This is a genomic window from Planctomycetota bacterium (assembly GCA_038746835.1).
Classification (GTDB): Bacteria; Planctomycetota; Phycisphaerae; order Tepidisphaerales; family Tepidisphaeraceae; genus JBCDKH01.
On record JBCDKH010000111.1, the window covers coordinates 1 to 12,234 of the forward strand.

General features: G+C 64.0%; 7 protein-coding genes. 4 read left to right on the forward strand and 3 right to left on the reverse strand.

Annotated features, from left to right (window positions below):
* Positions 1-53 precede the first annotated feature (53 nt).
* The 3 genes from AAGI46_11305 (at position 54) to AAGI46_11315 (ending at position 5,981) form a co-directional block, all read left to right on the forward strand.
* Positions 54-1,328 carry a glycosyltransferase family 4 protein gene (locus AAGI46_11305; GenBank protein MEM1012792.1) on the forward strand — a complete coding sequence of 425 codons (1,275 nt, stop codon included), beginning with the start codon at positions 54-56 and terminating at the stop codon, positions 1,326-1,328.
* Between the two features lie 107 nt (positions 1,329-1,435).
* Positions 1,436-4,180: an ATP-binding protein gene (locus tag AAGI46_11310; GenBank protein ID MEM1012793.1), complete on the forward strand. Its 2,745-nt coding sequence runs from the start codon at positions 1,436-1,438 to the stop codon at positions 4,178-4,180.
* Positions 4,181-4,457: 277 nt separating this feature from the next.
* Entirely contained in the window at positions 4,458-5,981 is a 1,524-nt protein-coding gene (locus AAGI46_11315; protein MEM1012794.1) for a porin, read from the forward strand.
* 182 nt (positions 5,982-6,163) lie between these two features.
* Here the strand turns inward: AAGI46_11315 and AAGI46_11320 are convergent, their stop codons facing one another.
* Together AAGI46_11320 and AAGI46_11325 are read right to left on the reverse strand one after the other, a co-directional pair.
* The gene (locus tag AAGI46_11320) at positions 6,164-6,694 is read right to left on the reverse strand and encodes a chemotaxis protein CheW (protein ID MEM1012795.1); all 531 of its coding nucleotides are present in this window, start codon (positions 6,692-6,694) and stop codon (positions 6,164-6,166) included.
* A 23-nt stretch (positions 6,695-6,717) separates the two neighbouring features.
* Entirely contained in the window at positions 6,718-8,958 is a 2,241-nt protein-coding gene (locus AAGI46_11325; protein ID MEM1012796.1) for a chemotaxis protein CheA, read from the reverse strand.
* 141 nt (positions 8,959-9,099) lie between these two features.
* On the opposite strand from AAGI46_11325, the gene AAGI46_11330 reads away from it, so the two are divergent.
* Complete coding sequence (locus AAGI46_11330) at positions 9,100-10,773, forward strand: choice-of-anchor I family protein (protein MEM1012797.1); 1,674 nt, start codon at positions 9,100-9,102, stop codon at positions 10,771-10,773.
* 35 nt (positions 10,774-10,808) lie between these two features.
* Here the strand turns inward: AAGI46_11330 and AAGI46_11335 are convergent.
* Positions 10,809-12,234, reverse strand: a 1,426-nt coding sequence (locus AAGI46_11335; GenBank protein MEM1012798.1) for a hypothetical protein, incomplete at its 5' end; no start/stop codon positions are given.

The window sequence follows — 12,234 nt, forward strand, 5'->3', positions numbered from 1 at the left end:
AAACGTCCGACGTGTGAGATGGGCGCTTCACGCTTCGAAACCACACTGCTTTCATGAGTTCGATTGCGTTTGCCAACTCACCCACGCTCCACACTGACGGCGACGTCGCGCAAGCGTTACCGGCCGTGCCGGCGATCGGCATTCTGGTGCCTGAGTTCCCGTCGCAGACGCACGTCTTCTTCTGGCGGGAGGTGGTCGCCTTGCGGTCGGCCGGGGCAAGCATCGATCTCATCAGCACACGGAAACCGCCCGACGACGCTTGTCGGCACGACTTTGCCCAAGAGGCACGAAGCCAGTCGCACTACATCTGGCCGCCGCGCGTCGGGTCGACGACGCGGCTGCTCGCATCGCCACGCAACCTTGCACGTGGTCTCGCTTACGTGCGATCGCTCGACGAAAGCTCGGTCAAGCAGAAGGCAAGGGTGACCGCACTCCTTTCGAGCGCTGTCGATCTCGTCACGTTTTGCCAGGACCGAAACGTGCGTCACATCCACTGTCACAGCTTTGCCGATGCCGCCCACGTGTGTGCGGTCGCGCATCTGTTCGGCGGACCGACCTACTCGCTGACGCTTCACGGAGATCTTCCGGTTTACGGAACGGACCACCGCCGCAAGCTCGAACACTGCACAGCAGTCGGTTGCGACGGCCCACACCTGGTCCCGCAACTCGAAAGCCTCGGCTATCCAACCGAGCGCGTGCTGCCGAACTGGATGGGCGTGGACACGAGCCGTTTTGCACCGAGCGATCACGATAGTGAGGAGGGCTGCCTCCGCGTCATCACCGTCGCACGGCTGAACATCAACAAAGGGCACCGCTTTGCCCTTCGGGCGATGAAGCGGCTCGTGGAGGCAGGCCGTGATATCCGCTACACGCTCGTCGGCGACGGGAAGATTCGAGACGAGCTCCGCCAGGAGATTCGACGCCTCGACCTCACCGATCGTGTCGTTTTGACCGGTGCTCTTGGCGAGGACGACGTCCGTCGGGAGCTGCTGGCCAACGACGTCTTCTGCCTCCCGAGCGTCGGCCTCGGCGAAGCGGGACCGATCAGCGTCATGGAGGCGATGGCGTGCGGGTTACCGGTCATCGCGAGCCGAATCGGTGCAACGCCACAGATGATCCGCGACGGAGAGACCGGCTTCCTTTGCCACCAGCAGGACGTCGACGGCCTCGCAGAGGCCTTTGATCAGCTCGCGACGGATCCTGCGCGAAGCCAAAGCATGGGTCGCGCGGCCAGGGCCTACGCGGTCGACAACTTTGACAGCCGACGCACGAGCCTGCGCTTGTTCGCGCACATTCGTCGCTGGACGCCCGAGACGTTTCGCGCGTGAAGACGGTCCGACCACGACCTTCCGCGGTCGCCGGTCTTGAGTGTCGCCCAACAGACGCCGATGGCGACGGTGGAGCAGGTGCGTCTTGAAGCACCTGTACAGCACCTATGGATCAAGCCGTTTCCCGTGACGACCCGTCCATCGACGCCGTCGCTTCCAGTGACCCGACAAGCTTCACCGACGCCACACGCGAGGCTGACCGGCGATCGAAGCGGGCGATCACGTCGCTCCGCGTGATGCAAGCGCTGGGCTTGGCATGCGCACTGGTTGGTGTGCTGGGAAGCCTCTTGCTGACACGCCACGGCCTCGCCGCAGCTGATCCGTGGGCGGAGGTCGTCAACGTCGCTGGCCGACAACGCATGCTGAGCCAGAAGATTGCACGCTTCTCGCTCGAAGCCACCGAAGCGGCACGGTCGGGCGACGAGGCCAAGCTCGAAGAGCATCTCGCGCATGTGGACGATCTCGTTCAGCAGTTTGAAACGGCGTGCCTTTGGCTGCAGGACCGCGGCGCGATGAGTCCCGACGCAGTCAGCGACGTGCCGCGGCTGCGAACAGAGCTGATCGCAGCTGCACGTCGGCAGATCGAGCTTGAGTGGGGTAATTTGGACGCGCGAGTCGAGGCCAGCGCTGAAGTCTCCGACGCTGCCGACGCATTCCTGCCAAAAATGGAGCTTGTTGTCGGCTTGGCCGAGGCCTCAGCAAACGAGGTCGTGGATCGAGGCAACCAGCGAGCGGCTGTGGCAGCACTGCTGGCCGCTCTGGCGCTCACCGGCCTCAGCGTCGTCTCCGGTCGCCTCGCCGTCCGACGACTTCGCGATGGCCAAAACGCCCAGGCGGCCGCCAATCAGCTCGCACACAATTGGGCCATCAGCGAGCAAAGCGCTCGGCGTCACGTGGAAGCGGTCAAATCGTCGCTTGAGCAGGCGCTCGCGCGAAAGGAAGAGGCAGAGCATGCCGCGGCCGCCAAGGAACAGCAGCGACAGGCGATGGAGCTTCGCTACGAGCTTGCCGTCACCGGAACCTCCGACGGCATCTGGGACTGGGACATGGTCACCGGCCGGGTCTGGTTCTCCGAGGCCTACAGCCGTCAGCTGGGTTACGAGGATGCACCGCTGGAGCCGTCGCTCAAGACCTTCACAGATCAGCTCTGCCACCCGGACGACGTGGACCGGGTCATGGGCGCTGTCGAAGCACACCTGCAGAACGGAACGCCGTTCGAAGAGATCGTGCGTCTTCAACACCGCGACGGCTCTTGGCGTCGAATTCGCACTCGTGGCTCTGCGGCGCTGGATCGAGACGGCAAGCCGATTCGGTTCGCGGGCGCACACCAGGATCTGACCGACCTCCTCGATCGCGAGGAGCGCCTCCGTCACATGGCCGAGAATGCCAGCGCTGCCAAGAGCCGACTGATCGCCGACGTCAGCCACGAAATCCGCACGCCGATGGCGGCGATTCTGTCGTATGCCGACGGAATCAAGCAGCAGGGCGCTGACGCCGCGAAGCTCAACGACGTCGCCGCCGCCATCGCTCGAAACGGTCAGCACTTGCTCGGCCTTCTCGACGACGTCCTCGATAACGCCGCCATCGAGGCGGGCGAGCTCGGGATCTCGAAGTCGTCGGTCCAGGTGCGCGAGATCTGCGACGACGTGCGTTCCGCCTTCTCGGGTCGGGCCGAAAGTAAGGGCGTCACCCTCGACATCCGAGTGTCCGAGGCGGTCCCGAATGCGATCACGACCGACCCAACGCGGCTTCGACAGATCCTCTTCAACCTGGTCAGCAACGCCGTCAAGTTCACGGACGACGGCATCGTCGGACTCGATGTGCACTGGGAGAACGAACGACTGCTCGCGAGCGTGACCGACACGGGCAAGGGAATTGACGAGAAGCACCTGGCAGGGCTCTTCCAGCGATTCGAGCAGGCCGACGACGGAACCGGCAGCACGGCCTCGCAGTTCGGCGGATCGGGGCTCGGCCTTTCGATCAGCAAGCGCCTCGCCCAACTCCTCGGCGGTGACATCGACGTGACCAGTACACTCGGAGAGGGCTCATGCTTCGCTGTCCACATCGACTCGCCCGTCTGTGAAGCGGTTGTGGAGACAGGAAATGACCCGCTCGAGGAGGAACGCGTTGACGTGTCCGGTCGACGTGTCCTGGTCGTCGAAGACCACCCCGAGCTCCGTGCGCTGCTCAAAGGCACACTTGAACGCGCAGGCTGTCACGTTGAGACAGCAGAAGACGGGCAAGCCGCCGTCGAGGCTGTCACTGGGACGACAGAGGCGTTCGACGTGGTCATTCTGGACTACCACTTACCGCATCTCTCTGGCGTCGAGGTGGCAGGCAAGCTTCGCGAAGCGATGGGCGCGAACGTCCCAGGTCTGATCCTCTGCTCCGCGGCCGCGGACCGTGTTTCGGATGACGGCACGACGAGCGAAGTCTTCGACGCCCGGCTTGCAAAGCCGGCCAAACGCGCCGACCTGATTCGTGCGATTGCAGCTTGTCCGACATCTCATGGCGATACGAAGAAGTCGGTCGTGTCGTCTGTTGATGAAGACGAGGACGACGGGTTTGAAGAACTGAAGCAGGCCTTCCTCGCACGCTGCGTCGATCAAAAGGCCCAACTGCTGCGCGGGCTCGAAAGTGCGTCCCACGAGGATTTGACAAAGGCTCGGTCCGCAGCGCACCAGATGCGTGCCGCGGGCTCGTTCGGATATCCCGAACTGGCCCCGTTTGCGACCTCTGCAGAGGCAGCGCTCGACGCTCGGCTGGATTCGCAACCGGCAGACATGACTGCTGTGCGATCGCTCGTCGAAGCCATCGATCGGATGGCCGAGCCACGACGGCGCGCGGCGTGACCGGGCGGATCGCGTGTCGTGCGGTGACGCGGACGTGCGTCCGAGAAAAAGTGGCGTCTTTCGGTCTCAATCGCCGAAGCAGTCAGCAAGCAGGGTGACCCGGCGGTCCGCCGTCGGTCTCGCCCGGCTGCTCCAGCGACTTCCACTGAAACCTTCGACCAGGCATTCCCGACTCTCGATGCACACGCACGGACGCGTGGCCGGGCCGGGACGTGGCTCGAAGTCTCGTGACGCACGCACCACGCGTCGTCCGAGCCGGATTAAGGAGAACCCAATCATGGAATCACATCTCAACACGACGGCCACCGGGCCGTCTTCGTCATCCGCGCGCCGGCTTGCCGGTCAGACCGCGATGGCAGCAGCAGTGCTCGGCGGCGGATTGACTGCCGCGACCGCTTCGGCGGAAGAGCAGCAGTCCGCCGAGGAGCTGCTCGCGCGCGCTCAAGCACTGATCGCCCAGGCAGAAGCACAGCAGGCCAACGAGACCCAAGAGGTCAAGGAATCCAAGGCCGAAGCGATCGAACGTGTCCTCGACGACGCCGAGCGTCGCAGCAGCCGGCCGACGTTCCTCAACGATGAGGCGGCGCCGTTCTTCACCGGCTTCGAGGACGGCAAGTTCACGCTTCGCGACGAGGACGGCCGCTTCAGCTTGCAGCCGAACCTGCAGCTGCAGATGCGTTACGTCGCCAACTACAACAGCGTCGAAGGACTCGACTCCGACAACCAGATGCCCATCGGCGACACCGGCTTTGCCCAAGACTTCCAAGGCGGCGGTGAGCTGCGACGTGTGAAGCTCGGCATCAAGGGCAACGCGTTCGACAAAGACCTCAAGTACGACGTCAAGTTCGCCTTCAACCGCAACGCCGCTGACACGGACGACGATCTCGTCCTCGAAAACGGCTTCATCACGTACAAGCCAGAGGAAGGCCTGTTCGGTGCGGAAGGGCTCGGCTTCCAGATCGGTCAGTTCAAGGATCCGACGTTCTTCGAGGAATCCACCAGCTCGACGCGCCAACTGTGGGCCGACCGCTCGATCGTGAACGAGGTACTCGGCGGCGGCCAGACCGACTTCATTCAGTCGGCCGGTCTCTGGTACGAGCAGGATCGCTTCAAGGCCTTCGTCCACGTCAACGACGGACTCAACTCCGACAACACGAACTTCACCGACGACTTCGACGACCTCGACTTCGGTGTGGCCGCGCGGTTCGACGTTCTGCTACTGGGCGACAGCTTCAAGCCTTTCCGAGACTTCACCGCACTCGGCACGGAGGAGAAGATCGCCCGCGTTGGCGGCGGTGTGTTCGTCGACATCAACGAGGGCTTCATGGGCGTCGGGGACGCGACCAACTCGTTCCTCGCAACGCTAGACGCCAGCTACGAGTGCGACAAGGGATTCGCCTTCTTCATCGCGGGTCTGCTCGCGTACAACGACGACGAGATGACCCGTGACGATGGCACGGGCACGCTCATCACGACCTCTTCCGATGGTGTCGACTTCGGTGGCATCGTGAAGGTGTCCCAGCTCCTCGACGCCGACGCCGGCTGGGAAGTCTTCGGCGGTTACGACTTCATCATCTTCGATCAGGCCGACGTCAACGGTGAGGACTTCTACCACGAGGCCGTCCTGGGCGTGAACAAGTACTGGTTCGGTCACAGCGTGAAGATGACCATCGACGCCGCCTGTGCCATCAACGGCACGCCGACCGCACTCGGCTCCGGCAGCGGCATCGGCTACCAGCGCGACGGCATGAGCGACGACCCGCAACTCGCCATCCGCGGTCAGTTCCAGTTGCTGCTCTAGCTACTGCTCGTCGGACAACAGACAACGCCCCGGTGCTTCGGCGCCGGGGCGTTTGCTTTGTGGGCTTGCAGTCAGATCTCGACCGCAGGTTCGACTGCGAAGCCGCCCGCGTCAGCGAGCGCTCATCAAACAGAAGCGCCCGGTGTCGCGGGCGGCTGAATTGTGACTCGATCACACGATCGTCACGCCGCTTCGGCGAAGGGATCGCCCGTCGCGGCTTCAGCGGCGAGGCCACCGTCGAGGACGCGGTCGATGTCGAGCAGGATCTTGACCTGCTGGCCGACCTTGCCCATGCCGAGGATGTAGTCGCCGCGGACACCCGAACCCAGCGGCGGGGCAGGTTCGATCTGCTCGTCGGCGATCGAGAGCACCTCGCTGACGCGATCCACAATGACTCCGGTTGTCACCTTCGGCTGGCCGTCCTTGCCGCCGCACTCGACGACGATGATGCACGTCTCGTCCGTCGCTTCGGCAGAGGGCATGCTGAACTTCGCCCGCAGATCGACGACGCTGATGACCTGGCCGCGCAGGTTGATGACGCCTCGGACGTACTCGGGCGTGCGAGGCACGTGCGTGATGTCCATGTACTTGATGATCTCGCGGACCATCAGAATCTCCAGGCCGTAACCCTCGTTGCCCAGGGCAAACGTGAGATACTTCCCACCGGCCGAGGCAGCAGTGTCAGGAGTCGTAGCGGCGGTGTCGTTGTCCATGGTGTGAAGCGTCGAGTTTTCGGTTAGCCGGCGGACAGATCGAGCAGGCCCGGCACGTCGAGGATGAGCGAGACGGTGCCGTCACCCAGCACCGCGCCACCACTTACTCCCTTGATCGGTCCAATTCGGTCGCCGAGTGAGCCCAGCGACTTGATGACCACCTGCTCCTGTCCGAGAAGGTCGTCGACCAGCAGGCAGCAACGGCGTTCGGCGTCTTGGACGATGACGACGATGGCCTTGTCCGGGTCGGCGGAACGCGGCTCGACGCCGAAGAGACTGTGCAGTCGTACCAGCGGCAAGAGCTCGCCGCGGACGTGCAGCATCTCGCCGCGATCCTGGACCGTGCTGAGCATCTCCGGCGTCGGACGCAACGACTGTTCGACGCTGCCGATCGGCAGGATGTACCGCTCGCCCGTCGCCGTCGCAGGAGCACCCTCCGGCGGACCGACGCGAATGACCAGGCCGTCGATGACCGCGAGTGTCAGCGGCAGGCGAATCGTGAAGACGCTGCCTTGGCCGGGCGTGCTGGTGATGTCGACGCGACCGCGGAGGCTTTCGATGTTTCGCTTGACGACGTCCATCCCAACGCCGCGTCCGGAGATGTCCGTCAGCTTCTCCGCCGTGCTCAGGCCAGCGTGGAAGATGAGGCGATAGATGTCGGCGTCGGCGGGCTGCTCATCGGGGCCGACGACGCCGTTGGCGCGGGCTTTGGTCAGGATTTTCTCTGCGTTGAGTCCACGGCCGTCGTCGGCGATTTCGATGTTGATCGCACCACCTTTGTGGCTGGCACGGAGCGTCACCTTGCCGACGGGACTCTTGCCGGCTTTTTCCCGATCTTCCGGCGATTCCAGGCCGTGGTCGACGCTGTTGCGAACCATGTGGACAAGCGGATCGCCCAGGGCATCGACGACGTTGCGGTCGAGTTCGGTATCGCCGCCTTCGATGACGAGCTCGGCCTTCTTGCCGGCCTTTTGGCTGACGTCGCGGACGACGCGTGCCATCTTCCGGAACGCGTTGCCGACGGGCACCATCCGCAGGCCCATCGAGAGGTCCTGCAGCTCTCGGACGATCTTGCCGAGCTGGGCCGAGTTTCGGCCGAGGCGTGCGTCGCTCGCAGCGATCGTCGCGATGTCTCGTCCGACCATGGAGTTGGCGATGACGAGCTCGCCGACCGTGTCGATCAGGCTGTCGAGACGGTCCGTCGCCACCTTGACCGTGCCGTCACCGGTTGCGGCCTTGGTCGAGACTTCTCGTCGGTCTTCGCCCGATCTCTTTTCGGGGCCATCGAACGGAACTTGTGCCTGCCGCCGTTCGTTGCCGGACCGCTCTTCGGGAATCTCCGTCGATTCGCCGCCGCCAGCGACGAAGGCATCGAGTCGTCGGCAGAGGTGTGGAACGTCGTCGATGGGCAGGACCTTTCCGTCGGCCTTGGCAGCCGCATCGAGGTCGCGAACGAGCACCTTCATCAGGTCGAGCGCTTCCAGAACAATGCCGGTGGCTCCGCCGCTGAGGGCGAGCTTCCCTTCGCGGGCCTGATCGAGCAGGTTTTCAGTCGCGTGCGCCAGGCCTTGAATCTGCTGCAGATTCAAGAAGCCGGCGACGCCTTTGATCGTGTGGAACGCCCTGAAGAGGGAGCCGATTGCGTCGCTGTCGGACGGGTTCTCCTCGAGCGTGAGCAGGTCCTGCTCCGCCTGATCGAGGTGGCCTGAGGCTTCCGTCACGAATTCGACGACAAGCGGCAGATCCTCCTCGCTGAGGACGACCTCTTCGACGGCCTGCTCAGGCTCCGTCGGAGCGGGTTCGGCAGCGACAGGTTCAGCGACGTCCTCGACGTCGTTCGTCACGATTCCGCCGATCTCAGTCACGCCGGACAACGAGGACTCGGCCTCGGTGGTGTCGGTGTCGGGTTCCCGACCGTCGAACAGCGCGACGACGCTTTCGGCGACTTGCCGGACGCGTTCGATTTCTGTTGCCGCGTCATCGACCTCGGCGAGGATCAGCTTCTCCAGAGAAGCCCGGCCCTGTTCGATCCCGCCGGCAAGGGCGGCATGTGCGGGATCATCGAGCAGGCCGCGCTCTTTCGCCGCTTCGAGAAGCGCATCGAACGCGGCGTGCGCGTCCGCCATGCCGGGCAGGTCGTCGACGGCGAGGCTTGCGACGCTTCGAGCGAGCCGCTCTGACGAGGCGTCGCCTTTGCCTTGCTCCGCCTCGACTTCGCGGAGGGTGGCGTCGTCCGAGTTGGAGGGCTTGGCAGGTGCAGACATCAGCACCATCCGTATCGGTCTTTCAGCCCGAAAGACGCAATCTGAGATTGCACACACGGTGCTTATCCGACCTTAACGGACCTTCGCCGATGCTTCCGGCCGTTTTGGTCCACACCCATCTCCAACCACGAGGGAAGCTGAATGCTGACGACTAACACACTTCGAACCAAAGCCGTCATCGCCGCCGCGGTGGCACTTGTCCCGGCGATCGCCTCGGCCCAGGTGCTGACGCCTCTGGACACCTACGCGACCGGCATCTTCGACGACTCTGCGGCCGAAATCCCGGCCTATGACCCAGTCACGCAGCGTCTTTTCGTCACCAACGCCGCAGATGATGCCGTGGACGTTCTGGGCGTCTCTGCCACAGGACAGCTGAACTTCATCCAGCAGATCTCGTTCAACGGCAGCCCGAACAGCGTTGCTGTTAAGAACGGCGTGGCGGTGGTCGCACTCGAAGACTCGAACGACACGCAGCTGCCCGGGACTGTGGCGTTCTTCGATCCATCGACCCTCGCCCTCACTGGCACGGTTGGCGTCGGCGCGCTGCCCGACATGCTCACGTTCACGCCCGACGGATCGAAGATCCTTGTCGCGAATGAAGGCGAACCGAGCGACGACTACCTGACCGACCCGGAGGGCAGCGTCAGCATCATCGATGTCGCAACGCAGAACGTCACGACTGCCGACTTCACAAGCTTCAACGGCCAGGAGGCGGCGCTCAACGCCCAGGGCATCCGCATCTTCGGCCCCGGTGCCTCTGCCGCTCAGGACCTGGAGCCGGAGTACATCGCGATCTCACCCGACGGCTTGACCGCATTCGTCAGCTTGCAGGAGAACAACGCCTTCGCCACCGTCGACATTGCCACCAGCACGGTTACCGCGCTCACCAGCTACGGCACGAAGGATCACTCGCTGCTGGAAAACAGCTTCGACCCGAGCAACCGCGACGGCCCTGGCGGCGACGAGGCGATCAGTTTCGTCACCGCCGATGTCGCGGGCCTCTATCAGCCCGACGCGATCGCCAGCTACAGCGTCGGCGGCATGAACTTCATCGTGACCGCCAACGAAGGCGACGCCCGCGATTACGACGGTTTCAGCGAAGAGGTCCGCGTCGACGACCTCAACCTTGACCCTGCCATTTACCCGGACGCGGCAACGCTCCAGCTTGACGAGAACCTGGGTCGCCTTCGAACGAGCAGCGCGACCGGCGATCTGGACGGCGATGACGATGTCGATCAGATCTTCAGCTACGGTGCACGCTCGTTCAGCATCTTCGACGATGCGGGCAACCTCGTCTTCGACTCCGGCGACGACTTCGAGCGGCTGCTAGCAGCCGGGCTGCCGGCCAACTTCAATGCCAACAACGACGACAACGATTCGTTCGACAGCCGCAGCGACGACAAGGGCCCCGAACCCGAAGGCGTCGTCCTGGGCGACATCGACGGCCGGACCTACGCCTTCATCGGCCTGGAGCGGGTCGGCGGGATCATGGTCTACGACATCACCGACCCCAACGCGGTGTCGTTCGTCGACTACGTGAACAACCGCGACTTCGCGGAAGATGCGTCGCTCGAGGTCGCTGATCCGAATGACCCTATTGACACGATCGATGTCTCGAACCCTCTTGCAGGCGACCTCGGTCCCGAGGGTCTGGTCTTCATCGACGCCATCGACAGTCCGACGGGTTCGCCGCTGTTGGCGGTGACGAACGAGGTCAGCGGAACGACCACGCTCTTCAGCGTCGTCATCCCCGAGCCGACGACGGCAGGACTGCTCGGCGTCACCGCGATTGGCATGCTGCGTCGCCAACGGTGAGTCACAGCTTGTTGCAAGGCAGAGGCAGGGCGACTTCAGTCGCCCTGCCTTTCCTTTGCCTCGCGACGCATGATGGCAAGGCGATGGACGAAGATGGCAAACTCCTCCCGATTGCTCGCGGCGAGCGTCGCGCGCATCGTCTTCATCGCTCGTTCGTTGTCGCCCTGTGCGGCGTAGACCTCGGCAAGCGTGTCGAGGTACGCCGCCGTTCCCGGCGCGCCGGCTGTGGCAAGACCCGCGTAACGCTCGGCAGTATCGAGTCGGCGGCCGGATCGCGAGGCCATCCACGCAGCCTGATTCGCCAACATGGGCGACGATTCGAAGTTTGCGAGCAGCTTCTGGTACTCCGCCAACGCCTCTGCGAACAGCGTCGTCGCCTCTGTCTCACGGCCAGCCGCGTCGAGTTGCCGGACTCGGCCGATGACGAATGAAGTATCGACCGGCGCGATCGACAACGCCCGACGTCGCTCCCGCTCGACGGCAGCATCGTCGCCGTCGCTGGCGAGCGCACGCGACGAGTGGATTGCTGCTCTGATCGACACCGCCCTTGCAATCGGGTCCGACCGTGGCCAGGTGACATGAGCGCCAGTACCGAGTGCGCCGCGCACGTCCGATCGGGCAGAAAGAAGAAGCGCGATCGCATTGAGCCGAACCGCCTCTTCGTACTCACCGCTCTCTGTCGCAAAGACGGCAGCGCTGCTGGCGGTCAATTGGACAATCTCCGAGTTGGCCTGCTCGGCTGACTGGAGCAACGCCCAAGCCACAGCATTGCGAGACTCCGCCAAAGCGGCTTGCCTGCCCCGGGCGTCGAACGTGTCGGCATATTGCGCGAGTCGCAGCCTTGCCCGGGGATCATCGAGCGGCAGGCGAGCCGGGCTTACGATCGCGGCACCGACGCCTTCAAGCGCTACCGGCCAAGCAAGAGACGACCGATCGAGTCGCTGTACATCGGTGAGCAACGTCGCGAGTTCGGCCTCCGGCTGCAACGCCGTCGCCGCAAAGGCGGCCTCGATGCCAAGCTCGAAGGGGATCGGTGGAATCCGGGTGTTTCCACGACGGATCGCGCGAAGCGATCGAGCGACGTGCCAATTGCGCTGGCGTGCAAGGTCACTCTCCAGCTCCGGCACTTGAAACTCGGCATAGTCAGCGAATCGGTACGTCTCCCAGAACAACCCGAGCAACCCACGCGCGTTGTCAGCCGAGAGCCGCTCCGCCTCCTTGACATCGCCTGCCAGCGCAGCCGCTAGTGGTATCGACTGCACGCGAGCAATCTCAGTCAATTCCGCGTCTGTCTCTGCCAAGGCATCGGCGTCCGCGTCAGGATTGGCGAGCAGCGTCGCGAGTTCGATCACGCTGCTCACAAGCGACGACGTGTCATCAAAGGCGGGAACAGGCCGCCCGTGCAGAATCGCATGGGCCGTGATCGTCAGTGCACGATCGTCCACGCTCGGCTGCCAAGGG

Coding starts and splice junctions, on each gene's coding strand:
- AAGI46_11315 (MEM1012794.1), top strand. CDS start 4,458: ATGGAATCACATCTCAACACGACGGCCACCGGGCCGTCTTCGTCATCC.
- AAGI46_11330 (MEM1012797.1), top strand. CDS start 9,100: ATGCTGACGACTAACACACTTCGAACCAAAGCCGTCATCGCCGCCGCG.
- AAGI46_11305 (MEM1012792.1), top strand. CDS start 54: ATGAGTTCGATTGCGTTTGCCAACTCACCCACGCTCCACACTGACGGC.
- AAGI46_11325 (MEM1012796.1), bottom strand. CDS start 8,958: ATGTCTGCACCTGCCAAGCCCTCCAACTCGGACGACGCCACCCTCCGC.
- AAGI46_11320 (MEM1012795.1), bottom strand. CDS start 6,694: ATGGACAACGACACCGCCGCTACGACTCCTGACACTGCTGCCTCGGCC.
- AAGI46_11310 (MEM1012793.1), top strand. CDS start 1,436: ATGGATCAAGCCGTTTCCCGTGACGACCCGTCCATCGACGCCGTCGCT.